This window comes from Sporosarcina sp. GTC18466, assembly GCF_055389225.1.
In genome coordinates, this window is sequence record NZ_AP044037.1 from 962,446 (window position 1) to 987,869 (window position 25,424).

Annotated in this window: 25 protein-coding genes; 9 read left to right on the plus strand and 16 right to left on the minus strand. The window is 49.5% G+C overall.

The window, feature by feature from the left end; genetic code table 11:
* Positions 1-99 precede the first annotated feature (99 nt).
* The 4 genes from ACZ5FK_RS04785 to ACZ5FK_RS04800 all read right to left on the minus strand — a co-directional run bounded on the left by ACZ5FK_RS04785 (position 100) and on the right by ACZ5FK_RS04800 (position 6,646).
* Entirely contained in the window at positions 100-696 is a 597-nt protein-coding gene (locus tag ACZ5FK_RS04785; RefSeq protein ID WP_464806769.1) for a 3D domain-containing protein, read from the minus strand.
* A gap of 159 nt (positions 697-855) precedes the next feature.
* Positions 856-2,223: a branched-chain amino acid transport system II carrier protein gene (gene brnQ / locus ACZ5FK_RS04790; RefSeq protein WP_464806770.1), complete on the minus strand. Its 1,368-nt coding sequence runs from the start codon at positions 2,221-2,223 to the stop codon at positions 856-858.
* Between the two features lie 203 nt (positions 2,224-2,426).
* On the minus strand, positions 2,427-5,501 hold the full coding sequence (locus ACZ5FK_RS04795) for an AAA family ATPase (RefSeq protein WP_464806771.1): 3,075 nt from the start codon (positions 5,499-5,501) through the stop codon (positions 2,427-2,429).
* Positions 5,498-6,646, minus strand: coding sequence for an exonuclease SbcCD subunit D (locus ACZ5FK_RS04800; protein WP_464806772.1), 1,149 nt, complete (start codon positions 6,644-6,646; stop codon positions 5,498-5,500). Before ACZ5FK_RS04800 ends, ACZ5FK_RS04795 begins: the two co-directional genes overlap by 4 nt.
* A 320-nt stretch (positions 6,647-6,966) precedes the next feature.
* Between ACZ5FK_RS04800 and ACZ5FK_RS04805 the strand changes: the two genes are divergently transcribed.
* Genes ACZ5FK_RS04805 through ACZ5FK_RS04815 form a run of 3 tightly spaced genes read left to right on the plus strand, consistent with a single transcriptional unit; the run spans position 6,967 to position 9,538 of the window.
* On the plus strand, positions 6,967-7,710 hold the full coding sequence (locus tag ACZ5FK_RS04805) for a metal ABC transporter ATP-binding protein (protein ID WP_464806773.1): 744 nt from the start codon (positions 6,967-6,969) through the stop codon (positions 7,708-7,710).
* Positions 7,710-8,573: a metal ABC transporter permease gene (locus ACZ5FK_RS04810; RefSeq protein WP_464806774.1), complete on the plus strand. Its 864-nt coding sequence runs from the start codon at positions 7,710-7,712 to the stop codon at positions 8,571-8,573. The genes ACZ5FK_RS04805 and ACZ5FK_RS04810 overlap by 1 nt, the downstream gene beginning before the upstream one ends.
* Before the next feature lie 23 nt (positions 8,574-8,596).
* Positions 8,597-9,538, plus strand: coding sequence for a metal ABC transporter solute-binding protein, Zn/Mn family (locus ACZ5FK_RS04815; RefSeq protein WP_464806775.1), 942 nt, complete (start codon positions 8,597-8,599; stop codon positions 9,536-9,538).
* Positions 9,539-9,589: 51 nt separating this feature from the next.
* Here ACZ5FK_RS04815 and ACZ5FK_RS04820 read toward each other — a convergent pair whose 3' ends face one another.
* The gene (locus tag ACZ5FK_RS04820) at positions 9,590-10,429 is read right to left on the minus strand and encodes a TetR/AcrR family transcriptional regulator (RefSeq protein WP_464806776.1); all 840 of its coding nucleotides are present in this window, start codon (positions 10,427-10,429) and stop codon (positions 9,590-9,592) included.
* 115 nt (positions 10,430-10,544) lie between these two features.
* Between ACZ5FK_RS04820 and ACZ5FK_RS04825 the strand changes: the two genes are divergently transcribed.
* Both ACZ5FK_RS04825 and ACZ5FK_RS04830 read left to right on the plus strand, forming a co-directional pair.
* Positions 10,545-13,724: an efflux RND transporter permease subunit gene (locus ACZ5FK_RS04825; RefSeq protein WP_464806777.1), complete on the plus strand. Its 3,180-nt coding sequence runs from the start codon at positions 10,545-10,547 to the stop codon at positions 13,722-13,724.
* Positions 13,725-13,840: 116 nt separating this feature from the next.
* Positions 13,841-14,455: a DUF3298 and DUF4163 domain-containing protein gene (locus tag ACZ5FK_RS04830; protein ID WP_464806778.1), complete on the plus strand. Its 615-nt coding sequence runs from the start codon at positions 13,841-13,843 to the stop codon at positions 14,453-14,455.
* Positions 14,456-14,458: 3 nt separating this feature from the next.
* Here the strand turns inward: ACZ5FK_RS04830 and ACZ5FK_RS04835 are convergent, their stop codons facing one another.
* Together ACZ5FK_RS04835 and ACZ5FK_RS04840 are read right to left on the minus strand one after the other, a co-directional pair.
* Complete coding sequence (locus ACZ5FK_RS04835; RefSeq protein ID WP_464806779.1) at positions 14,459-15,181, minus strand: NAD-dependent deacylase; 723 nt, start codon at positions 15,179-15,181, stop codon at positions 14,459-14,461.
* A 15-nt stretch (positions 15,182-15,196) separates the two neighbouring features.
* Complete coding sequence (locus tag ACZ5FK_RS04840) at positions 15,197-15,871, minus strand: SOS response-associated peptidase (RefSeq protein WP_464806780.1); 675 nt, start codon at positions 15,869-15,871, stop codon at positions 15,197-15,199.
* Between the two features lie 88 nt (positions 15,872-15,959).
* On the opposite strand from ACZ5FK_RS04840, the gene ACZ5FK_RS04845 reads away from it, so the two are divergent.
* Positions 15,960-16,673: a metallophosphoesterase family protein gene (locus ACZ5FK_RS04845; RefSeq protein ID WP_464806781.1), complete on the plus strand. Its 714-nt coding sequence runs from the start codon at positions 15,960-15,962 to the stop codon at positions 16,671-16,673.
* A gap of 48 nt (positions 16,674-16,721) precedes the next feature.
* On the opposite strand, the gene ACZ5FK_RS04850 is transcribed toward ACZ5FK_RS04845, so the two are convergent.
* Positions 16,722-18,293, minus strand: coding sequence for a BCCT family transporter (locus tag ACZ5FK_RS04850; RefSeq protein ID WP_464806782.1), 1,572 nt, complete (start codon positions 18,291-18,293; stop codon positions 16,722-16,724).
* 208 nt (positions 18,294-18,501) lie between these two features.
* On the minus strand, positions 18,502-19,710 hold the full coding sequence (locus tag ACZ5FK_RS04855; RefSeq protein WP_464807364.1) for an MFS transporter: 1,209 nt from the start codon (positions 19,708-19,710) through the stop codon (positions 18,502-18,504).
* A gap of 184 nt (positions 19,711-19,894) precedes the next feature.
* On the opposite strand from ACZ5FK_RS04855, the gene ACZ5FK_RS04860 reads away from it, so the two are divergent.
* Positions 19,895-20,272, plus strand: a complete 378-nt coding sequence (locus tag ACZ5FK_RS04860) for a hypothetical protein (protein ID WP_464806783.1) — start codon at positions 19,895-19,897, stop codon at positions 20,270-20,272.
* Between the two features lie 137 nt (positions 20,273-20,409).
* Complete coding sequence (locus ACZ5FK_RS04865) at positions 20,410-20,643, plus strand: YkuS family protein (protein ID WP_464806784.1); 234 nt, start codon at positions 20,410-20,412, stop codon at positions 20,641-20,643.
* 252 nt (positions 20,644-20,895) lie between these two features.
* Here ACZ5FK_RS04865 and ACZ5FK_RS04870 read toward each other — a convergent pair whose 3' ends face one another.
* The 5 genes from ACZ5FK_RS04870 to ACZ5FK_RS04890 form a co-directional block, all read right to left on the minus strand.
* Complete coding sequence (locus ACZ5FK_RS04870; protein WP_464806785.1) at positions 20,896-21,201, minus strand: DUF4870 domain-containing protein; 306 nt, start codon at positions 21,199-21,201, stop codon at positions 20,896-20,898.
* Between the two features lie 60 nt (positions 21,202-21,261).
* A complete protein-coding gene (gene nagZ, locus ACZ5FK_RS04875) occupies positions 21,262-22,533 on the minus strand; it encodes a beta-N-acetylhexosaminidase (protein WP_464806786.1) in 1,272 nt (423 codons plus the stop codon).
* Positions 22,508-22,891 (minus strand): DnaJ family domain-containing protein, encoded by a 384-nt coding sequence (locus ACZ5FK_RS04880; RefSeq protein ID WP_464806787.1) that lies wholly within the window; start codon positions 22,889-22,891, stop codon positions 22,508-22,510. The genes nagZ and ACZ5FK_RS04880 overlap by 26 nt, the downstream gene beginning before the upstream one ends.
* Before the next feature lie 12 nt (positions 22,892-22,903).
* Positions 22,904-23,140 (minus strand): hypothetical protein, encoded by a 237-nt coding sequence (locus ACZ5FK_RS04885; protein ID WP_464806788.1) that lies wholly within the window; start codon positions 23,138-23,140, stop codon positions 22,904-22,906.
* A gap of 84 nt (positions 23,141-23,224) precedes the next feature.
* On the minus strand, positions 23,225-23,722 hold the full coding sequence (locus ACZ5FK_RS04890) for a PaaI family thioesterase (protein WP_464806789.1): 498 nt from the start codon (positions 23,720-23,722) through the stop codon (positions 23,225-23,227).
* A 190-nt stretch (positions 23,723-23,912) separates the two neighbouring features.
* Here ACZ5FK_RS04890 and ACZ5FK_RS04895 point away from each other — a divergent pair, with 190 nt between their 5' ends.
* Positions 23,913-24,353: a hypothetical protein gene (locus ACZ5FK_RS04895; protein ID WP_464806790.1), complete on the plus strand. Its 441-nt coding sequence runs from the start codon at positions 23,913-23,915 to the stop codon at positions 24,351-24,353.
* Positions 24,354-24,392: 39 nt separating this feature from the next.
* Here ACZ5FK_RS04895 and ACZ5FK_RS04900 read toward each other — a convergent pair whose 3' ends face one another.
* Entirely contained in the window at positions 24,393-24,863 is a 471-nt protein-coding gene (locus tag ACZ5FK_RS04900; protein WP_464806791.1) for an NUDIX hydrolase, read from the minus strand.
* A gap of 15 nt (positions 24,864-24,878) precedes the next feature.
* On the minus strand, positions 24,879-25,292 hold the full coding sequence (locus ACZ5FK_RS04905; protein ID WP_464806792.1) for an NUDIX hydrolase: 414 nt from the start codon (positions 25,290-25,292) through the stop codon (positions 24,879-24,881).
* Between the last annotated feature and the right edge of the window lie 132 nt (positions 25,293-25,424).

Below are 25,424 nucleotides of genomic sequence, written 5' to 3' on the forward strand. Positions count from 1 at the left end.
CCCATTTTCCTCAAGTCTAGCACGAAGTAATAAGGAACGCACCATCTTTTGAAAATTACAAAAGCCGCCTTTCCCTTTACGGAGAAAGACGGCTTGCTGTCAATCTAATATTTTTATCTTCACCTTTTTTCTTCCCCACGCGTATGCATCACTTTTTGACGGGAAGAAAACATCAATCTTATTGCCTTTTATGGCGCTTCCTTTATCAGCCGCGACCGCGTAACCATAACCCTCCACATGCACTTTCGTTCCTAGCGGGATGACGGATGGATCGACGGCAATCACTTTAAGATCCGGATTCTTCTTCAGATTGATGCCGGTTGACGTGATCCCTGAGCAGCCATTGCAGCTCGCAGTGTAAGCACTGGCGGATACGTAAAATTCTTTGACAACTGTGTCTGAATTAGATCTGGATGGCGTTTTCTTAGTTGTTTTCGTAGATGTCTTCGCCGTGGCGACCTTGTTTCCAGCCGCTTTCGGGTTTACGACTTTCAATTTCTGATTCGGGTGGATTGTGCTTGATTTTAAGCCGTTCCATTTTTTAATCTGGCTGACTGACACATGATGTGTTTTTGCGATCGAGTAAAGCGAATCGCCTCGTTTGACTGTGTACGTTGAAGAAGCTGCAAAACTTTCGGTCGTTCCGCCAGTCAATACGAGTATTGCCAAAATGAGCGTCACAATTTGTTTTCTCAAGTTTTCTACTCCTTGCGATTTAGTCTACGAACAGATTAACAGCAGCACGTTACAAACAGATTACAATTCACTTCATTTCCTGTTACAAATTCAATTTAGAATATTACAATTGATACAAAAAAACCTGAAAGAGGCAGTTGGCGCCTTTTCCAGGTTTATTTATATATTGTTATTATGAAATTTCCTATTGCTCAAAGCGATAAGGCCGGTGATGAAGATGACAATCAGGACAGGCACGATCCATCCAAGCCCATTTGAATAGAAGGGCAGGATCCTTTCATAAAGACCGGTGACTGCCTGGAGCCATTCCGGAAATTCCTCGTCCGGCACCTTGAGTGAGTGATAGAGCGAAACGATGCCGTCGATGATGCCGACCAGGAAGGCTACTGCGATAGCGCTTGCGTAGACGATCCGAGCATGGCCGAACAGTGGTGAAACGAATGTCAGCAGCATAAGCACGACTGCGAGCGGATAGAGGAACATCAGCACCGGAAAAGAATATGTAATGATATTATCCAAACCGAAGTTGGAAACAATGAAACAGAATAACGTGAACACAGTGACGAGCATCTTATAGCTGAGCCTCGGCAAGAGCATTGTGAAGTATTCCGAACAAGCGATAACAAGACCTGTGCTTGTCGTCAAACAGGCAAGGATGATGATGATGGCCAGCAGCACAGAGCCGAACGTCCCGAAATAATGGAGTGATGCATTGCTGAGCACCGGTCCGCCTGTTTCATATAGGCCAAGGACTTCCTTGGATGTCGCACCGAGATACGCGATTCCGATATAGAGAATGGCCAAAAAAGCGGCCGCGATGATGCCGGTTCTGGCGGTAGCACCGAGGATCTGCCTTCTGTCTGTCACGCCAATCGCTTTGATGGCATTGATGATAATGATGCCGAACACAAGTGACGATAGGACATCCATCGTATTATAGCCTTCCAGGAAACCTTGGAAGAAAGGAAGCTGCGCATACTCCGGCTCTGGCGCACTGATCGTTCCCATCGGTTTCAGAACCGCCATGGACAGAAGGACGATCAGCAGGACGATGATGACAGGCGACATGAATTTGCCGATCGTATCGACGATTTTTGCCGGATTCAGCGACAATAGATATGTAATCCCGAAAAACAGGAGTGTGAAGAGAAACAAAGCAAGTTTTCCATAGCCGTCCGGAACGAATGTGGAGATGCCTATGTCATATGCGACCGCCCCTGTTCGCGGAGCCGCGAATAACGGACCGATCGTCAAGTAAAGCAAGGAAGTGAACACGATGCCGTACACGGGGTGGACACGGCTGGCAAGCATCTGCAAGTTGCTGCTTCCTGAAAACCCCATGGCGACGATGCCGAGAAACGGCAATCCTACACCCGTGATCAAAAACCCGATGATGGCCGGCCATAGGGAAGAACCCGCCTGTTGGCCGAGCGCCGCTGGAAATATTAGATTTCCGGCCCCGAAAAAGAGGGCGAACAGCATAACTCCGATCACAACATTAGATGAAAAAGATATTTTTTTCTGCATACCGGATGATGCCTCCTGAACCAAATGCAACTGGGAATGAATACGTAATCTAGTAACGTCCCTCATCATACCGTCTGCTACGATGAAAATCAATAAAAAATCGATGTAACTAGAATCTTCTAGAAATAAATGAAAATATACCGGAGACGGCTAGTAAAAAACAATCAGGGAAGAACCAAAAACAGGTTCTTCCCTTACTTTCATCATATAATTCTAAAGGCCGCCTGGCTATGCCCTTCCTTCAATTTAGTCACTTCCAGAATTGCCGGGAAAGATGCTTTAAGTTCTTCCACATGAGAGATAACGCCGATGAGACGGCCTGAACGTTGAAGATCGATCAGCGTGTCAATTGCCTTATGGAGTGATTCGGTGTCGAGAGATCCGAACCCTTCGTCGATGAACATCGTTTCGATGGAGACAGACCCTTGGAAACTTTGGATCACATCCGCCATTCCTAGCGCAAGGCTCAGGGATGCATTGAATTTCTCCCCGCCTGATAATGTCTTCACGTCCCGGTTCTGGCCGGTATACGCATCATAAATATCAAGCCCGAGGCCGCTTTGCCTGCCGCGCGCTTCCTGCCGCCCGCTGCGCATCAGTTCGAACTGGCCGGCGGATAATTCCCGCAGCCGGACATTGGCGGATGCGATGATCCGTTCCAAATAGTCGATTTGTATAAACCGCTCATACGATAGCTTCTTCCCATTTTGCCCTCTTAAAATATCATAGAGATCCGTCACCTTCACAAGTTCCCGTTCCATTTTCCCTATATCGCCGGATGATTTCTCTATTTTCCGCTTCAGCTCTTTCAACTTCTCTCCACGGGTCTCTGCCGCATGGCTATGCGAAAGCGCTTCTTCATAATCCTTTTTCAGTTCTTGGATGCGGCCGGCAAGCTCTTCCAGAACCGTCTTTGCCTTTCCTTCCAATTGCCCTGAAAGTGATTTGATCATCTCATTCACTATGGCGATATCTTGTTTATAGCCATCAATCGATTCCCGCAGCGCTTTCCGTTTTTCAGGTTCCATATATGCGGCACGGAACTCCTCTTCTGCAAGGAATTCGGAATCTCGGAGCGCTTCATCAAAACGCAGCCGGGCGTCATCCTTCCTGGTCATGCTCTCTTGCATGGACTGCTTGGTGAACTGTTCGGCCGATTCTGCCTTCGTCAGCAATTCCTTCGTTTCTTCAAATCTTTTTTGTATCACCGCAAACTGATTTTCCAAATCGTTCTTTTTTCGCTCTGTCGAACGGATTGTTCCGGCGAGATGGGATTGATCTCGATATGTTTCCGGCACCTTCTCCATGAGCTGGCCGCAAAGCGCTTCCTCTTTTCCCATGGCCGACTCATGCTTGAGCATGTCCTGCTTCATCGCATCCTGCTGGCTTCTTAAAGCTTCCAGTTCGTCAGCGATTTTCCTCGCTGCGCTTTTCAGCTCTGGCATTTGTTCGCGCAAGCTCCTTAGCCTGCCGATGCTCTCTTTCAAGCGTGCTTGTTCAGCCTTCAGCTCGGTAAGAGGACGGTCGATCTGCATCTCTTCGATCTTCCGTTCCACTTCTGCCAAATATTCACCGGCTGATTCCGCCTTGGCATGCAGGCTGCGGTGCCGGTCCGCCGCTTCTTCCTTCTTTCGGCGGGCATCTTCAAGCTGTTCTTTCGTAACGGCGGCATTCGTATGCTCCGCAAGTACCGGGTGGTCGGTGCTGCCACACACCGGGCAGGAATCACCGGGATGAAGAGTTGAGGCGAGAACTGCGGCCTGGTTTTCAATCCATTCCCGTTCAAGAGCCCTGAAACTGCCGGCCTTCGCTTCTGCCTGTTCTCTGCTATGCTCCACCTCCTGCCGCATTCTAACTGCTTCCTGTTTCATGCGCTCGGCGTCTTCAAGCGTGGAACAGATCAAATTCACCTTGTGCAATGAATCAACCTGTTCTTCAAATGACAGCAGTTCCTTATCCATCTGGTAGATTTTCGCTTGCCTATGCAAGGCATCTTCCGACTTGGCGGCTTCCTGCTGAATCACTTTATCCAGCTTGTCTTTGGAATCTGCCAGTACTTTGGTCAATCTATTGATTTCGGCTTTTCGCTGCTCTATTTCCAAGACAGCCGGCACATAGCTTTCAAGCTCCCTATGCAGCCGTTCCAAATTTTCCTTCTCCGGTTTTCGTTCTTCCATCATGGCAAGCCCTTTTGATGCCTCGTCAAATTGCCGTTTTGCCTGCACTAAAGCCTCGGCCGACCTGTTATAAGCTGCTTGCTTGCCAGCCGCATCTGCCGCTTGTTCCTGATAGTGGCGTTCAGTTTCCCGGATAGAGGCTGCCCGTTCAGCATCCTGCAGCCTTTTTTCATCCATTGCCATCAATGGGCGCTTTTCCTCAAGCTGTAATAAAGTCGCTTTCTTTGCCTCTAGTTCAGCAAATCTATCATTGACCGCCTTTGCCTCTGCGTATGCGGCCTGCTTCTTGGCATGCTCCGAATAGGCCAGCTCATAACGGCTTTTCGCCTCTTCGCTGCAATCGAGATAAAAGAGCTCCTCCTCGCCCATCGCTGTCAGCAATCTTTCAAGATTCGGGTGTTCGGCTTGTACGATTGTAAACAGATCTGACTCCCGGACGGGGACCGCTTCAGGAATTTGCCGGATGAACCGGTCAAATGACGCCCGTTCATTTTCCCAGCTCGCATGCAACTCCATCCGTTTCGCTTTCAGGCGCTCAATGAGTTCCCGGTACGGCTCGGTCCGAAATATTTTCCGCAGGATCGTTTCCTTATTTTCGGTGTCGGATGTGAGGAACTTCCTGAATTCCCCTTGCGGCAGCATGACGATCTGGCTGAATTGCGCATGCGTAAAACCGATGAGTTCCTCCACTTTCCGGTTAATCTCCGAGACGATCTGCCTGTCGACAAACGGCACCTCACCTGCAAGGGTCCGCTCGAAGAATTCGCACCTTGCCGCCGTTTCCGTCTTATTGCCCGCCTTCGTATACGGGATTTGACGCATAATGCGGAATGTATGGCCTTTCACCTGGAATACGAGCTCAACCTCCGACTGCACAGCATCATCCGCAAAATCACTTCGGAGCGTCCGGACTTCCGTTCGGTCTTCACCGCTCGCTTGCCCATACAACGCGAAGCAGATGGCATCGAAAATCGTCGTCTTTCCAGCCCCCGTTGCACCTGAGACAACAAACAGGCGATGATTCCCTAGCTCGGTGAAATCAATCAGCTCCGTTTCCTTATACGGTCCAAACGCTGTCATCTTGACTGTAATCGGCTTCATCGCCCTTCCTCCTCCTTATATAGGACATCACGCAGCAGCTCAGCAAAGATCCGCTCTGTCTCTTCATCCGCTTCCTCGCCCTTCATCTCTTCATAGAACATCCGGAATAACTCCAGATCCCCCGGCTTTTCTTTCAGGACCGCACTTGATTCAAGACCGGCCGCCGCTTGAAGGATGACCCGTTCAACATGCATGGCATGAGGATAGACGGTCCGCACTTTCTCCATCGGCATAAGAACAGGCACTTCATCCTGCAGTTTCACAAACACAAAATCGTCACTCGGCTCGTGCTTCAGCAGTTCCGCGATCGTTCCTGTGACTGTTCGCATATCCTGTTTAGGGAAGAGCGGCCGTTTTTCAATCTCAACCGTCCCATCAGCCCCCATCTCGACGATTGTAAATCCTTTTTTATGATGCTCTTCGGATATCGAGTACTTCATGGGCGATCCTGCATATCGGATTGTCTCATTGCAGACGTTATGCGCCTGATGGAGATGGCCGAGCGCCGTGTAATGGAAGGATGAGAACAATTCGGCCGAGACATATTCAGCTCCCCCGATGGAGAGCGGCCTCTCCGATTCGCTCGTATTATCCGCCTCCTCGCCGTGAGGAGTGACAAACGCATGGCCGATGAGAACATGTCGCGCATTCGGATCGAGTTCCATCCTTTTCAGCACTGCTTTCATCCCGCTATTGAAATCCGTCACTGTCTCATCTTCATATATATGCCGGATGACGGCCGGGTCCGCGTAAGGGACGAGATGGAAATGGACTTCCCCAAATGAATCCTGAAGAACGACAGGCTGGGCATCCGGATCTAATTTGCCCGCGATATAAAAGCCTTGTTGGCGCATCAGCCCGCTGCCAAAATGCAAGCGGCCTGGGCTGTCATGGTTGCCGGCAATCGCCAGGACAGGTGTGTTCAATTCCACAATCAATTCATGCAGCACTTCGTCAAGCAGTTGCACAGATTCCGTTGGCGGGACAGCACGGTCATATAGATCTCCTGCAATGATCACAGCATCAGGCCTCTCTTCTTTGACAGCGTCCAGAAACTGCCTGAGCACGTGGCGCTGTCCGTCCGTCATATGTACGCCTTGCACAAGTTTCCCGAGATGCCAATCCGCTGTATGGAAAAATTTCATCACGATCTCCCCCATTCTTTTCTTAGTTCTAGTTTACAGCATTTTGAAGAATAAGAGCTGAAGTCTGTTCTGCAAAAAATATCGAGAAAAAAAGCTTTACTCTGAAATTGGTTTATACTATACTGATGAAAGTTGCTCAAGGGAAACTTTGTTGGTCTACCAAAACTTTCGACCGCTTGGACCCCTGGTCAGGCGGCATTTCGTCAAAAATGTATCTCCGGCTTTTGAATCATTTGGAAGCCAGCTTATATTTTTTTGTTCAAAAGTTGCCCTAGGGAAAGTCCATTACAACAAAACTATCTATTATTGGAGGGATTCACATGCCGGATTCTATAACGGTGAAAGACATATCAGTTTCCTATTTCGGCAAACAAGTGCTTGAACATGTGTCATTCTCCTTCTCATCAGGAAATCTGATTGGCATATTAGGCCCTAACGGAGCGGGCAAGTCCACTCTCATGAAAGCGATGCTCGGATTGATTCCGAAAGATCATGGAACCGTCATGATCAATTCGCAGCCGCTTGATCGGGTACGGAAACAGATCGCCTACGTTCCGCAGCGGTCCAATATCGATTGGAATTTCCCGATTACGGTGAAGGACACAGTCGTTTTAGGCACCTACCCGAAACTCGGCCTTTTGAAGCGGCCGAAAAAAGAAGACAAGGAATGGGCACTCGACTGCCTAGGACAGGTCGGCATGCTCGATTTTGCAAACCAGCAGATCGGAGAGTTATCGGGAGGCCAGCAGCAGCGTGTGTTCCTTGCACGGGCGCTTGCGCAGCGGGCGGACTATTTCTTCCTCGATGAACCGTTCGTCGGCATCGATGTATCGAGCGAGGAAGTCATCATCGACATCCTGAAACAACTGAAGGCAGACGGAAAGCTAGTCTTTGTCGTCCACCATGATCTGTCGAAAGTGAAAAATTACTTCGACGAGCTCGTCCTGATCAATAAGAAATTGATCGATGCCGGACCTGTCAGCGAAGTGTTCCAGCCTGACAAGATGACAAAGGCGTATGAGCGGCCATTTGGCATGCTGGACGGATTGGGGGTCCAGTACTGATGGAATTTTTACATGACCTTCAGACATATGCATTCTTGCAGAAAGCATTGATGACCTCCGTCATGGTCGGCATCATTTGCGGAATCATCGGCAGTTTCATCGTCCTGCGCGGAATGGCGTTAATGGGAGATGCCATCTCGCATGCTGTGCTGCCCGGAGTCGCCATCTCGTATATGCTCGGCATCAACTTCTTCTACGGCGCCGTGCTGACAGGGATCCTGACCGCTTTCGGAATCGGGGCGATCACGCAGAACAGCCGCATCAAAAGCGACTCGTCGATCGGCATCGTATTCTCCGCCTTCTTTGCACTCGGAATCATCTTGATCACCAGGGCGCAGAGCGCGACAGACTTGACGCAGATCCTTTTCGGGAATGTGCTTGCCGTCCGGACATCCGATATGTGGCTGACACTTGCAATCGGAAGCATCATCATCCTTGTCGTCGTCCTGTTCTACAAAGAACTGCTCGTCTCAAGCTTCGACGAAACGATGGCTGCGGCTTACGGACTGAAGACAAGATTCATCCATTACTCGATCATGTTCCTGCTGACACTCGTCACAGTGGCATCGCTTCAGACAGTCGGCGTCATCCTTGTCGTATCGATGCTGATCACACCGGCTTCAACCGCCTACCTGCTGACGAACAGGCTGTCCGTCATGGTCGTCCTATCGTCAATTTTCGGAGCGTTTTCTGCGGTCATCGGCCTCTATTTCAGCTTTGAGTACAATATGCCGTCCGGACCGGTCATCGCGCTTGCAACAACCGCATTATTCATCCTTGCCTTCCTCTTCTCGCCGAAGCAAGGGATCATTACAAGAAAGCTCAAATCGGGCAACAAGAAAAAATTCGCACCTGCGAAATAATAGAAAGGGAGTTACATCGGGAAATGAAAAAACTGATCAAATGGGCATGGCTGCCTTTACTATCCATCTTCTTACTGGCCGCTTGCGGCAAAGACAGCGAGGGAGCTGAAAAAGATGACGACGCACCGCTGAAAGTCGTCAGTTCGTTCACAATCATCGCTGACATGGCACGCGAAATCGGAGGGGAAGACGTCGAAGTGTATAACCTCGTTCCAACCGGCACGGATCCACATGAATACGAACCGCTTCCAGACGACATCAAAGCCGCTACTGATGCGAATGTCCTTTTCTATAACGGCCTCAACCTGGAAGGCGGAGACCACGGCTGGTTTGCTAAAATGGTAAAAAACGTCAACCAGAAAGACGAAAACGTATTCAGTCTCACTGAGCGCGTAGAACCGATGTATTTGGCCCATTCCGATGGACGTCCGGAGGAGATCAACCCGCATGCCTTCATCGACCCGGCTGTCGGCATCAAAATGGCTGAAGATATGCGGGATATACTAGTGAAGAAGCATCCTTCCAAGAAAGAAGAGATCCAGGAGCGCGGCGATAAATATGTTGAGCGCTTGAAAGAGATCGACAAAGATTACGAGACACGCATCAATGATATCCCGGAAGCGAACCGCACACTTGTCACAAGCGAGCGCGCGTTCCAGTACATGGCGACGCATTACGGCTTGAAAGAAGCATTCATCTGGGAAATCGATACCGAGGAAAACGGATCTCCTACACAGATCAAAAACTTGGTAAGCTTCATCAAAGAACATAAAGTGCCTGTCCTGTTCATCGAATCGAACGTCGACCCTCGTCCGATGGAAACAGTGGCGAATGAAACCGGGGTCCGTATCGCAGAGAAGAAAATCTACTCCGATGAAATCGGGAAGCCCGGCGACGAAGTCGATACGTATGTAAAATACTTGAATTACAATATCGACCTCATCCATGATGAATTGAGCAAATGATAAAATGACCCGCCTGATCGGACGCAGCAAGCCGGTCAAGCGGGTCGTTTTTTATAAGGTCTGTATAAAGCCGGCCAGGCCTTCACGTAAATCATCCATCCCGGCATCTTCCCCTATGGTCATCAGCATGCCCGATAAAACCGGTTTGCGGGGATTCTGCCGCTTCATCTCCTGCTCGATCACTTCAAGCGAGACTGAAAGCTCCGCATCATCCACTTTGTCGCTATAATAACGCAGCAGCTGAAGTACATTCTCCTTGGCATCAGCAAGACCGCTGCATCGGTCGTCGAAGCCGATCAGCTGTCCTTTTTCAAGCAATGGTTCATCGAGACCTTTTACAATCGAATCAATGCGTGCAACGATATAGCGGGACAGCGCAAGGCTGTCGATCGATCCCCTGTTTTTGAGCACCACTTGTACATAGCTGCCGGACAATCCATTGACCAGGACATAGAGATCCGCTAGATGCGGGATCACCTGGCTGCCGTACCTTTCAAGGAATAGCCGCTCCTGCATGTCATACGCGAGCCGCCGCAACCCATCAAGCACTTTCATCAATTCATCACTGCCCGGGTTCGTCTGTTCCCGGACCTGCATAAGGATGAAATCCGAATACTTCAGGATCTCCTCGAATTGCACTAAAAAATAGTGGACTAATCTTTCATCAGCAGCAATCGTACCATCAAATATAGATTGGATCCTGGCCGCCAGCTTGGACGTAAAGTGTTCAAAGATTGCAATCAGGATCCTTTCCTTCGATTTGAAGTAGGAATAGAAAGCGCCTTTAGACATGCCGCATGCGTCGGTAATCTGCTGGACAGACGTCGTTTCAAATCCATTTTTCGCGAAAAGCTCCGTCGCTTTCTCGATTAATAGAGTCCTTTTATCCACCAGATCCTCTCCTCTTTCCATCTATCTTACCGTTCCGATTGACATATGACTGACCGGTCAGATACTATGTTATAGTATTCTACTGAATCCGTCAAAATGAAAATAGGAGGCAACTATGAATTCGATCATTAATTTTGTCATGAAGAACAAGCTGGCTGTATGGCTGCTGACAATCATCATCACAGTCGCCGGAATCTACTCGGGCATGCGCATGAAGCTCGAAACGATTCCTGATATATCAATCCCTGTCGTCAGTGTCACAACGATCTATCCAGGCGCGACACCTGACCAGGTGATGAATGAAGTGTCCGAACCGATGGAAAAAGCGCTCCAGAACTTGAAAGGCGTGAAATCCGTCAGTTCAACATCTTATCAGAATGCATCTTCCATCCAGATCGAATATGATTTTGGCGCAGATATGAAAGAAGCTGAGGAGGATGTGAAAGAATCACTTGGCCAGCTATCCCTTCCGGACGCTGCCATGGATCCTTCCATCGGCCGGATCAGCATCAATGCATTCCCGATCATGGCAATCAGCGTCTCCGATAAGGATAAGAGCCTCGAAGAGCTGACTGCGCTCGTAGAAGACGCATTCGTCCCTGATCTCGAAGGGATCGACGGGGTCTCCAGCGTGGCAGTTTCAGGCCAGCAAATCGAAGAAGTCGTATTGACCTTCGATAGAGAGAAGCTGGCTGAATATAATCTTGATGAAGAAACCGTCAAGCAATTGATCAAAGGAACCGATTTGAAAATGCCGCTCGGCCTGTTCCAATTCGGCAAAGAGGAACAATCCGTCGTCGTGGACGGCAAAGTCACAACAGTCGATGAGCTGAAGAATTTGCTCATTCCTGTCATGCCGGGCGCTCCGGCCGGTGCTGATATGCAGATGCAGGGCGCTGATGCAGCCGGTCAGATGCAGCAAGGCGGAGCCCAGGCGGATCAAATGCCAGAGGGCGCATCCCAGGCCGGCATGTCGCAAGGCCAGGCGCCTCAAGGATTCACATTGCCTTCAGTCAAACTTGGAGATATTGCAAAAATCGAGCATATCGGAAAAGCTGAGTCGATTTCACGCATGAACGGAAAAAATGCGATCGCCGTCCAAGTGGTGAAGTCCCAGGATGCCAATACGGTGACTGTCGTCAATGAAGTGAAAGACCGAATGGAAGCATTCGAGAAAGAGAATAAAGGCGTCTCCCTCTCCACTACGCTAGATCAAGGGGAACCAATTGAACAGTCCGTAGAAACGATGCTCAGCAAGGCATTGTTCGGCGCACTATTCGCAGTTGTCATCATCATGCTGTTCTTACGCAACTTCCGGTCGACGGTCATTTCGATCGTATCGATCCCGATGTCGCTGCTGATCGCCGTACTGCTCTTAAAAGAGCTCGATATCACATTGAACATGATGACACTCGGTGCAATGACAGTCGCAATCGGGCGGGTCATCGACGACTCGATCGTCGTAGTCGAAAACATCTACCGGCGGATGCATCTCTCTACTGAGAAACTGCGCGGACGCGATTTGATCCGCGAAGCGACAAAAGAGATGTTCAGACCGATCGCCTCTTCCACGCTCGTCACTGTGGCAGTTTTCATACCGCTTGGCCTAGTCGGCGGAATGGTCGGCGAATTGTTCATGCCATTCGCCCTTACGATCGTATTCGCGTTGCTCGCTTCCCTTCTCGTCGCAGTCACCATTGTTCCGATGCTGGCCCATTCACTGTTCGCGAAGCAGCTGAACGGCAAGAAAGTTGTCCATAAAGAACAGCATGGACGACTTGCAAACGGGTACCGGAACATCTTGAACTGGACATTGAACCATAAGGCGATCACCGTCATCCTGTCACTTGCCTTGCTCGCTGGCAGCCTGTTCCTAGTTCCCGTCGTCGGTGTCAGCCTTCTGCCGGACGAAGAACAGAAAATGATGTATATCACCTATTCACCTGAACCTGGCGAACCGCTTTCGACAGTTGATGAAAACGTCAAACAGGCGGAAGATTACCTGCTCGGCTTGAAAGATGTCGAGAATATCCAGTCTTCTGTCGGCGGACAAAATCCAATGTCGCCTGGCGCATCGAACGGTGCCCTCATGTTCGTCAATTTCGATAAGGACACAGCCGATTTTGACCATGTGAAAGAAGAGACATTGAAGAAGCTGAATGATTTTGACGTGGAAGGCGAATGGAAATCACAAGACTTCTCCGTCAGCGGTTCCAACAATCAAGTGAGCTATTATGTGTACGGCAACAGTTTTGATGACATCAGACCGGTTGTCGAGAACATCCAGTCCATCCTGGAAGGCCATGATGATCTGAAGAACACCAAAACGAGCCTTGCCAAAACCTATAAGGAATACACGCTTGCTGTCAACCAGGAGAAGTTGTCCGAATACGGTTTGACAACAGCCCAGGTCGGAATGGTGTTATATCCTAACCAGCAGCAGCAAGTGCTTACAAAATTGAAGGATGGCTCTGTCACAATCGATGTCTACGTCGATGAAGGCAAAAAAGAGCCCAAAACAATCGATGATCTGACAGATGAAACAGTCATGTCGCCTCTAGGCATGGAGATTCCGATTTCAGAGCTGGTCGAAGTGAAGGAAGGAACCACTTCTGATACCATTTCACGGAGAGACGGCAAACTGTTCGCAAGCGTATCAGCGGACATTATTCCGAAAGATGTCTCTAAAGTATCTGCTGATGTGAAAGAGGAAATCGATGAAATCGACCTTCCTTCTTCCGTGACAATCAATACGGCGGGTGTGACAGAAGATATCACAGAAGCGTTCACGCAGCTTGGTCTTGCAATGCTTGCTGCAATCGCGATTGTCTATCTGATCCTTGTCGTCACATTCGGCGGAGGACTTGCGCCATTTGCAATTCTGTTCTCCCTTCCGTTCACAGTCATCGGTGCACTTGTCGGCTTGTGGATTGGCGGAGAGACACTCAGCGTTTCCGCGATGATCGGATTGCTCATGCTGATCGGAATCGTAGTGACGAACGCCATCGTCCTCATCGACCGTGTCATTAACATGGAGAAGGATGGGCTTCCGACGCGCGAGGCTATTCTTGAAGCAGGAGCGACCCGTTTGCGCCCGATCCTCATGACTGCTCTGGCGACGATCGGTGCACTGATTCCGCTCGCAATCGGCGCGGAAGGCAGCGGACTCATCTCGAAAGGGCTTGGCATCACGGTGATCGGCGGACTGATAAGTTCCACATTGCTCACCCTGATCTTCGTCCCGGTCGTATTTGAATTCGTCGGCAAGTTCCGCAAGAAAAAAACAATCGATTGATCAAAGAAGAAGGCATTCCGTCTACGATAGACGGGATGCCTTCTTTCCTCGTTTCACCATTTTCCCTGCCGGCTCATACACTACCGGAAGATTATCTTTAGAGAGGCTGATGTAAAATGGATGCACCGTTGCTGATCAAAACGAGGAGGATCGTCCAGGATTCCCCCGCTGTAACGATTGATTATCCAATAATTTACGGCATGCATGACCACGAGGTTGAAAATGAGATGAACACCGCCATCATAGATGCCTACAATGACCTGCTCATTGAACAGAATTTCCACGACCCAAGCCTTATAGAAATGACAGCAGGATACGAAATCAAGACAAATGAACGGGCTGTCCTCAGCCTGAATCTGATTGTCTACTCTTTTACTGGCGGCGCGCACGGGATGACGATTGTAAAGTCACTCACATTCGACGCCTCTACTGGAAAGCAATACAGCTTGCCTGATCTGTTCAAAAACGGCAGCTCTTACGTGAAAGTCCTCTCCGACGTGATCCGGGAACAGATCAAAGAATCGGATCTCACTTTGCTCAATCCTCCGTTCACAACAATCAGGGATGATCAGGATTTCTATCTGGCAGACACTTCCATCGTCATCTATTTCCAGCTGTATGAACTCGCTGCATACGTCTATGGATTCCCTTATTTCCCGATCCCTCTGAAAGATCTTGAAAAAATCATCTTGCCCGGCAGTCCTGCAGAACGCCTCGCTTCATTCACATGAGGATTATGTCTCTTTAGCTAGTTCCCTGTCAGTTTCACTAAGAACCTCGCCGATGGGTCGGTCATGGATGACCAGGTCCGCGTATTCGTCGAGTGGTGTCGGTTCTTGGTTTACGATGACAAGTTTCGCTCCATTCTCCTTGGCCAGCATTGGAAATTGATTGGCCGGAGAAACTGTCAAGGAAGAGCCCAGCACGATGAATAAATCGGCATTCTCCGTTTCCGCTACTGCCTGCAGAAATACCTTTTCAGGCAGCATTTCACCAAAAAGGACGACAGACGGCCGCAATGTCCCGCCGCACGCACAGTAATAGTCCTGTTGTTCGTATGTGTCATTTCCATAGACGGCTCCGCATGACTCACAATGCACGTTCCGCAGCGAACCATGCAGCTCCATCATATTGCTGGAGCCTGCGGCCGCATGGAAACCGTCTACATTCTGTGTAATGATCCCTTCGATGAGTCCCTGCTGTTCCCATTTCGCTAGAATGTCATGCCCTTTATGCGGGGCGCATTGCTTAAGGCCGAGAACCCGCTGGCGGTAGAAACGGAAAAATTGGTCGACGTTTTGATTCAGCGCCTCTGCGCTTGCGACTTTGCTTGGATCCTTCTGTTCCCACAGACCGCTACTGGCCGATCTGAAATCCGGAAGTCCGCTCTCAGTTGACATGCCCGCACCCGTAAAGACGATGGTGCGGTTTGCGGATTGCAAATAAAACGATAACATTTAATCCCTCCCTTATTAGCAAACTGGAACAATCAAAGAATGATCATTATTCTTTGGGGAATTGACGTTAGATGAAATTACATATGCTTCCATCTGTTCTGCATCAAATGGCTGCAGTATATTTCCCAGGAAATCAAGATCGTTGTTTGCAGGGTCCAGCCAAGCCGCTTCATCTTCACGTTTTAAGATGACAGGCATGCGGTCGTGGATCGGCTCCATGAGTGAATTGGGTGCTGTCGTAATGGCAGTGCAAGTATGGATAGTCTCTCCTTCTGGAGATTTCCATGTTTCCCACAAACCTGCGATGCCGAACAAACCATCGTCTTTCAATCTGATGCGCATAGGCGTTTTAGAACTTCCATTCTTCTTCCATTCATAAAATGAATCCGCCGGCAAGATACATCTTCTCTTCAGAAAAGCCTGCCGGTAACTAGGCTTTTCTGCAACTGTTTCCGCCCGGGCATTGATCATCTTGTATCCGATCTTTGCATCTTTTGCCCACCGGGGAATCAATCCCCACCGTAAAAATCCCATCCGGTTTTGCCGGCCATCATTTAAAACAGCGACGACTTGTTGGGACGGAGCAATGTTATAGCTTGGTATATAATCGCTCTCCGGGAAGGCAGAGTCGACAGAAAACCTCTCAACGATGTCATAGTAAGGCGCAAATAATGTAAAACGGCCGCACATGGCAGATTCCCTCCTTCTAAGCTTATTAGTTAATCGTAACATGAATGTCAGGTAAAATCAGAGTTGAGGGAAAACGGAGGCGATACATATGAAACGAACACTTGCCATCAGTGATATCCATGGCAAACTTGATTTATTGGAACATCTGCTGGAGGAAGTGCAGTATTCCCCATCTTCCGACAGGCTCATTTTGCTTGGTGATTATATCGACCGGGGACCAGATTCCAAATCGGTCGTCGAGAAAGTGATGCAGCTCCACGAGGACGGCGCCATCGTGCTGCGCGGCAACCATGAGGAGATGATGGTCAAATCATTGACGACTGGCGAGGAGCGGGCCTGGCGAAACTGGACCGAGCGGAACGGCGGTGACCAGACATTGATGAGTTACGGTTTCAATGAGAGCGATTTTCTAGTTCCGGAAGATGCGGATTTTAAAGCGCCGCAACTACATAGCGAAGAGCTGGACAAGCATTTGGCATTCATCCAATCACTTGGATATTACGTGGAAGAGGATGACGTGATCTTCGTCCATGCGGGCCTCATTCCCGGCCAAGAAGCCGCCGATACTGATCCATATGATCTTGTCTGGGTCCGGGATGTTTTCCATAACGGATATGAAGGGGACAAGACAGTCATCTTTGGCCATACTCCTGTAAAGTATCTTCGCGGGGAGGATGACCATACCGTCTATTTTGGAAAGAACAAGATTATCGGGATTGACGGCGCCGCAGTATACGGCGGCCAGCTCAATTGCCTCGAATGGCCAAGCTTGAGAACATACGCCGTCCGGTCAGATGGATAAATAGGTAAAGGGATCCAGCCCGCTATTTACGGCTGGATCCCTTTTCATTCATTTAGAAGCCTTCTTCTTTTTCTCTTTTTTCTTTACTTCTTTCTCGATGTGCTCAAATCTTCGTATATCAGTCGGCCGCACGGTGATCGGTTCCCGTTTCACCAGCTTCACAAACGAGAAGATCAGCAAAAGCAGGAACAGCGTGAACGGCAAGGCGGAAACTAGTGACGCGGTCTGAAGAGCTTCCAGGCCACCCGCATAGAGAAGGACAGCCGCTATGGCTGACATGAGGACGCCCCAGATGATCTTAACAGCAAGGGGCGGCAGCAAATCCCCTTTTGTCGTCATGCTCGCTAGTATATAAGTTGCTGAATCCGCACTTGTCACGAGGAATGTCAAGATCAGAATGATTGCGAGTACTGAAAGGACATTCGTGAATGGCATATGATTGAACGTCTCGAAAATGGCCGACGTGACATCTGCATCCACCGCTTCCGCTATTTTCGTCCCATTGTTCAAATCATTATAAAGCGCCGTGCCGCCGAGTGTTGCAATCCACATACATGCAAAAACAGGCGGTATGACCATGACCCCCGCGATGAATTCGCGGATTGTCCTCCCTTTCGAGACACGCGCGACAAATGCGCCGACGAACGGCGACCATGCAATCGTCCAAGCCCAATAGAAAATCGTCCAGTCCTGCACCCACGTGCCGCCTTTATAGGGCTGCAGCCGCAAACTATAGCGGATGAAGTTATTGATATAATCACCGATCGCTAGTGTGAAAGTATCCATGATGAACACCTTCGGCCCGACGATGAAGAAAAACACAAGCAGCGCCAGTGCCATTGCCAAGTTGAAATTGCCGAGATATGCAATCCCTTTCTTGAGCCCGGTTGAAGCGGATAGCAAATAGGCGATACAGACGACACCGATGATGGCGAGCTGTACCCAGAATGTGTTTTTGACAGGAAAGACGGATTCCAAGCCGCCTCCCATCTGCAGGACGCCCATCCCGATTGACGTGGCAATTCCCATGACAGTCGCGATGACTGCGAATGAATCGATCCCTGTCTTCAGTGCTTTGTTCGAGCCGACGAGCGGTTCCAAAGCGGTGGAGATCAAGCCATCCTTCTTTTTGCGGAACTGCAGAAATCCGATGACGAGGCCGACAATCCCAAATATGGCCCACTGTGAAATGCCCCAATGGAAAAACGAATATCCCATCGCAACGCGGGCCGCCTCTTTCGTATGTGACTCGACATCCGATAGAGGTGCCGTGAAATAATGGCTCATCGGTTCTGCAACGCCCCAGAATACAAGGCCAACACCGAATCCCGCAGAAAAAAGCATGCCGATCCAAGTAAAAAACGGATATTCCGGCCGTTCCTCATCCCCTCCTAACCGAATGGCCCCATACTTGCTGATTGCAAGTCCAATCAAGAAAAGGATGACAATAAAGACCGTCAATAAGTAAAACCATCCGAAATTCACCGTCGTAAAACTGTACAATGTATCCGCTACTTCACCAAACTGCTTAGGAAGAAGTGCTCCCAGCAGGACAAGCGCCAATATGACGATTGCCGAAATGGAGAATACCGGATTTTTCCAAAACTTTCTACTACCCAAGTCAACAGTTACCCCCTTTTTATTCTCGTATCCTATACCCGTTTTGCTTAAAAACTAACATGGTGTTTCTTTGGGAAAATGAAAGAAATCTATGCTATACGATCTTGCGGGAATAAAAAATGCCACGGACTATAGCAGGCAATCCAAAATTCTTCGGGATTTGTCTACAGCCAGCAGCATTCTAAGAATATCATTCCTTATTCCACTTCTATTTCAATGCCGAGGAAGCCTCTTCTGTCACTTTGCCGTCTTTCGGCAATGCCAGGCCAGCAAGACCAAGGAATGGAAGGAACGAAGCCGCAATCATCGTTGGGTAGATGCCGATCTTATCCATCAGGACACCAATCGCCACTGCGCCGATTGCCCCCATGCCGAACGCAAGGCCTACTGTCAGGCCAGCCATCGTCCCGATTTTGCTCGGCACAAGCTCCTGGGCGTATGTTACTGTAACTGCAAAGCTGAGCATGATGAAAAAGCCGATCAGCGCCAGCAGGATGCCGACCGCCCACAACGCGACATGAGGCAGCAGCAGACAGAGCGGAAGAGGAACGAGCAAAGATAGGATGATCACTGTTTTCCGGCCGAAACGGTCTGCAACGGGACCTCCGAAAAATGTGCCCGCCGCCCCCATAGCCATGAATAGGAATATGTACAATTGCCCCTGCTCAATTTTTAATCCATACGAATCAATCAGGTGGAACACGTAAAAGCTCGTCATATTAGTCACGTAGAACGACCGTGCAAAAATGATGATCAGCAGCAGCGTCAATGCGGTGCCAATCTGCTTTTTCGTCAAATTCCCAAGGGAAGACAGCAGCACTTTCTTCTTTTTCCCGTTCTTTTCCTGCTCCAGCTGGTCTTTATACCAGGAGGAGATCTTTGATAACACGGCAATCCCGATGGCTGCTACGACAATGAAGACCGCTGCGCCGATCTGGCCGAGAGGCACAAGGACAAATGCACTGATCAGAGGAGCCAGCGCCTGTCCGGAATTTCCGCCCACCTGGAACACCGACTGGGACAGCCCCCGCTTATCCCCCGCTGCCAGAAACGCGACACGCGAACCTTCCGGGTGAAAAATTGCAGATCCAAGTCCTAAGATGACGACAGACAATAGAATCCAAAGGTAACTAGGCGCGAACGCCAGGCCTGCCATTCCGATCATCGAGAATGTCATTCCGACCGGCAGCGCATACGGCATCGGTTTCCGGTCACTAAAAAATCCGATGACCGGCTGAAGTACTGAGGCGACAAGATTCAAAGAGAAAAAGATGAATCCCAGCTGGGTGAATGATAATCCCCTCTCCTGCTCCAGCACAGGAAACATCGCCGGGATGACCGCCTGAAGCGTATCGTTGAGAAGATGGCATCCGCTGATTGCAAACATGACAGCATACACGGGATTTGCCGGGTTCATCTTCTTTATCGTAGTCAAGATTGGTTGCCCCCTTTTTTCGATTGCAGGAAGCCGGACCAAGCCCTGCATGTACCTCAGTATACATGATACGGCTTGCCGTTTATATACTATCTCCTGTTGTGCTGTTTAAGGAAGAAGGGGCCCGGGGTACACTACGAGCAAACGAAGAGAAAGGAGAAGAGGCATGGGGTCCTTTTTGCAAAGCATCTCCCTCACTATACTAATGCCTGTGACCATGCTGCTCATCACATGTGAAATCGTGCTGGCCAGTTATAAGTCATTTTCCACGGAATGGACCAAAAAACTCGCTATAGGAAATTTCATCGTCAACATGCTTTGGACACTTCTCATCCTTATTATCGTTTTAAAACCAGCTTTGATTGAGCATGCACTCGCCTCGTTCTTCGCCGGCATCTTCCAGAAGTCCCCTGAAGATCTCTATAGCCAGGTGCGCTGGATTATCATAGGAGTAGGGCTTGCGACTCTCGTCACAACCGCTGTCGACGCATTTTCAGGTTTCCGCCAATCCAGCGCGGAAAGCAGAGAAACGGATTTGGAATAAAGCAGTGATCCGCAAAAGGATTGCTGCTTTTTTGGGCTGTCTCCTTGCAGGAGCCGGAACGCCGTCTATGTTTATCACAAACGATATCGGGAAAACAGATTGTGAGATGAACAAAATTACAAACGGAGGTTTTATGAATGGCAAAAGTTGCAGTTGAAAATCCATTTACAGACGTGAAGCAGGTGCTTGAGGAAAAAGGGTATGAAGTGCAGATGTTTGAAAGCGATGAAAACGTGAAAGGCTGTGACGTCGGTGTCGTACGCGCACTCAGCGACGTCAATGTCGATCAGTTTGACTTCCCTGTCGTCAGCGTGGAAGGACGTTCCGTGAATGACATCGTCGACGATGTGGAAAAGAAATTGAACCGCTAATGAAGATGCTGCCAATGTAAAAAGAGGCTGTCCAGAAAGCAGAATTTTTTTCAAGAACATAAAAAACATTTCTTATGAGGATGTAGAAAATCGCCAGAAACGGCCGACTCCTGCGGGAACAGCACGAGTCTCAAGACCCCGCAGCGAAGCGAGGAGGCTTGAGCCGTGCCCGCGGAAAGCGTGCCGGTTCTGGCGATTTTCGTCTTTTTGGGACAACACCTTTTATTAGTTTACCAGCAGCAGGGTCAGGTATTAAAACCAGCGGCCGACAATCGGATAGTTATAAGGTTCGCCATTCAGTGACTTCACGATTCCGATGATCGGCACAATCAGTGTCATCAAAATGAAGATGACTACGAATGGAAGCCCGATCAGCAGGAAGCTTAAGATGGATGATACGAAGATCAGCGCACCCATCACCAGCTGGAACAGCAAAGCCTGGATGGAGACCCGTTTCACTTCGGGGTCATCAGAAAATATATAAACGGCGCAAGGTACTAGAAAAGGGGCAAAAAACGCGCTCGCGTGTACAAGCACGCGCATTCCGCGGTTATCCATAAAGACTCCTCCGTTCTGATGAAGTATAGTATAGTATACGATTCACCAGGCGGTAAAGTTTCATTTCAACTCCTTTTCGTACAGGCCATTCAGCTTTGCGATATCCACTTTGCCCGCCTGCTCATCACGCAGGCCGTATTTCTCCTTCAGCCGCAAGATCCGCATCAGGCTTTCATCAAGCCGATCCTCCGATATGAGTCCTGTTTCCAGGGCATTCAATAATACAGCCGCCGTTTCGGCTTGGGTTGTTTCATCCCCCGCAATCAGCAGCAGATCATTCCCTGCCAGGAACGCTTCCAGTGCAGCTTCCGGCACATCTCTTTTTCCCGTGATCGCACCCATAGTCAGATCATCGGTAATAACGACGCCATCAAATCCCATCTCGCTGCGCAATAGTCCGCTGATCACCTTTTTGGAAAGCGATGCGGGCCTGGAGGGGTCCAGCGCCGGATAGACGACGTGCGCGGCCATCACTGCATCCGCTCCGCCGTCAATCGCCTGCCGGAATGGAAGCAGCTCCGTCTTCTCCAGCTCTTCCAGCGTTTTATCAACAACCGGCAGTGCCCTATGCGAATCAAGCGCCGTATCTCCATGCCCCGGGAAATGTTTGACTACCGGGATGACTCCCGTTTCTTTCAATCCATTCATCATCCTAATTCCCGCTTTTGCAACCTCTTCCGGATCCCGGCTGTATGACCGGTCTCCAATGACCGGATTGCGCGGATTGCTGTCCACGTCGAGCACAGGAGCGAAGTTCATATTATATCCGAATGCCCACAGAACCTGGCCGGTATACCTTCCTGCACGGTACGGGGCGTCAGGATCCGGATGGCTTCCGATCTTGCGCGCGGCAGCCACTTTCCGGATCCCTTTTGGAAGCCTTGAGACCTTTCCGCCTTCCTCATCAACCGATAGGATCAGGGGGATTTGATTGCCGGCATTTGCCTGTTTGCTTTTATCGAGCAGATCGACTAGAGCGTCAGCCGTGGAAATGTTTTTGCCAAGAACAATGATCCCGCCTACATGCAAGTCCTTGATCAGCCTTTCAAGAGACGGCGAGAACGCCTGCCCGCTGAAGCCGACGACAAGCAATTGGCCGACTTTCTCTTCCGGCGTCATTTTCAGAATCTGCCTTTCGTACGGAGTTGTAAGATCGACTTCAATAGGCGGCGGTGCATGCCGTTCACTGAACTCATAAGACTCCCCCTGCCCCCCGGCTGAGGCATTCGTGCATCCCGCCAAGATAATGAGCAGGAGGGCGGCCGCAAAGGGATAACAATGGAAGCGCAAGCCGGAACCCTGCATCCTATTTCCATCTTTCGATCGCTTCATCGATTGAGTCCTCGCGCACTTTTCCTTTCAGCATGGGAGGCGGACAGTGTCTATTATGCTCGGCTATTTTTTCATTCAGCTTTCTGACCGTTTCCTGTATTTCATCCCTAGTGAGCTCTCCGATGCGTCCCCGCATTTCAATCAGGCTGTCCTTGATCTCATGCTGCAGCTTCAGCCAGTGCGGCTTGTATCCTGCATCTTTAGCGATCTTTTGGAAGTGGGCGAATGTGTCGCCCGACAAATAATCCTTGGAAAGAGGTTTCCCTTGTCCCTGCAAATTCTCCATCCCGCCTTCATCTGTATGGCGTTTCAGGATATCCCCGATCAGATCGTTGTATTTCGGCATCTCATCCTGCATGCGGCACGCCCCCTATTCGATCTTGTATAAATCCTTGCTGCCAGCTTTATGTTCCAGTTTCATCTGTTGGAGTTCCAGCTTCATTTTCTCGGTTTCAATGATGAAGTTCTGCTCTTTCAGCCTCTCAAGTTCTATCTCTTCACGTACGATCTCCGCTTTCAATTTCATCGCCTTGCGCTTATGTTCCGAAACGATTGCCGTAATCGGCACACACATGACAATTGCCACGATTCCCATTACATATAGCATACTTAACACCCATCCCCTTTAGCTTACTGGCGGAAGGCTCCGCGATTCCTATCATTTACGGATAGTATGACGAAAGGTTCCGTTTTATTTCGCAGTAAATGTCGCAGGCATAATGACGCCCACCACTTCCCCAGTCGCACATAAATCATCGCCTGCAAACACTTTCACATCCACCTTGAACTTTTTCGGATGGATCTCCTCTACCGTGCCGACCGCCTTTAATGTCTTACCCTGGGGCGTCGGTTTTACGAAATTCACTTGAAGGGATGCCGTAACAAATCGTGGAACTTCCGCACCGTCACCTGGTTCGTGCCCATTTTTCCGGTGAAGTGCGAGAGCGCATGAGCCTGTTCCATGGCAGTCGATCAATGAAGCGATCAGCCCGCCGTAAACGAAACCGGGAATCGCGATCTTATCTTTCTCAGGCTCATAGTATGTCACGGTCTGATTGTCTTGACCCGCGCCGGAGTCCCAGCCTGTCCTGAAGTGGTGGCCTGTCTCATTCAGGCGCCCACAGCCATAGCACCATGCAAAATCATCAGCATAATCGTCCTGTATCGCGTGTGTAAGTTCTTTTGTCATTTTCATTCCTCCCACTCTTATTGTCTATTTCCATTATAACACTTGCAGCGTGCTACTCACGACAGAATTCTGATTTTATCGGAAAGTATGCTTATCATTAATCTTTAGCCTGTTCATTTCATAGATATGTACTGTTCCACCCGCACTCTCCGCACGTATACTATAGAAACGAATCCAGGAGGAATCGAATATGAGAATAAGAGCCTTACTGTTGCTAGCCCTTATGATCGGAGGGGCTTACGTGATGATCAAATCAATCGATGAATACAACGAGAAAACATTCGCGGACTATATCGGTTCCATGGAAGCGGATTTCGACACCCTCCTTTTCAATATGCCGCCGATGTTATCGATGCCTGAAAAGACATGGGTAGTCGACAACAAAAAAGAAGTGGAAGCATTACTTACATTTTTGGAGGATTACAAGGTGAAGAAAATTGACCCGGCAGAAATCAGCATCGCGGATGATATCGACCAATTCAGCGTGAGCCTTGTGGATCCCTCAGGCAAGACAGTCACCATTGTTGTGAATGAAAATATCATCATCCAAAACTCCTTGCTGTACTATCAGATTGTAGACGGCCCGCTCGATGTGGATTGGCTGGTCCGCTTCTTCGCTTCAAATAAATAGGGAAGCGGGCGCCTTACGCGAGGCTCCCGCTTTCTCATTTTATGGTTGGTCCTCTTTCCGCAGCATCCGCTGGCCATATTGCCGGATCATGCTAGAGATTACCGGATTCATGCTTTCAGGCAGGCCGTTGACCGGAAAGAACCGGGCTTCCATCGCTTCGACGCCGTCCGCTTTCAATTCGCCGCCCGTTATATCGTCGGTCGCGTAAATGATAGTCACCGAGTAGTATTCGTCCCCGTTTTTCAAGATAGTATGTGTCCCCGGACCTGAGATTACATTGACAAGATGCAGCTTGCCGACTTCAATTCCGGTTTCCTCCTTCACTTCACGCCGGCCCGCTTCTTCCGCTGACTCCGCAAGCTCCATGAATCCTCCCGGAACGCCCCATCTTCCATCATGACGGAGCTGCAGCAGTATTTCCCCACGTTTGTTAAAGACGCCAACTCCGACTCCCGTCAGCACTAAAGGTCGGTTGCCGACTTCCGCGCGCAAGTCTTCAATATATCCCATTCTCATTCCTCCTGTTTATTGAATCCCCTGAAATGTATACGGAATCGAATCTTTGAGCAAACCTTCGATGCCGCCTTTATGATAAGGCAGCTCACGGCTTGCCTCATTCATACTCATCCAGGCAGCCTCCAAAATCCCCTCAGTATCCTGCACATCAACATCTCCTTCGGCCGCTTCACTCAGGAACGTAAAAAAGTGGACATGGTTTCCTTCTTTCTCGCGGAACGCTTCATTCACAGCAAGCAGCCGGCTGACGGAGACCCGCAATCCCGTCTCTTCCCAAGCCTCCCTTACCGCCGCTTCCTCCAGCGTCTCTCCCTCCTCCACAGAACCGCCAGGCAGCGTCCAATTATCGTATTTCCTATTCTTCACCAATAGCACATTTTCCTCTTTTATAATCAGCGTATATACCACATCGACACGTCTCATCACCGTGAGCCCCCTCTTGTTCTGCTAAGTTTTCTCAGCAATGATAGCCCCAGTCCTTGTGATTCACAACTTCTTTTAATAGAACGTATTACTATTTTGCAGTCGGAGGATCTAGTTGTTTTTCATGTTATA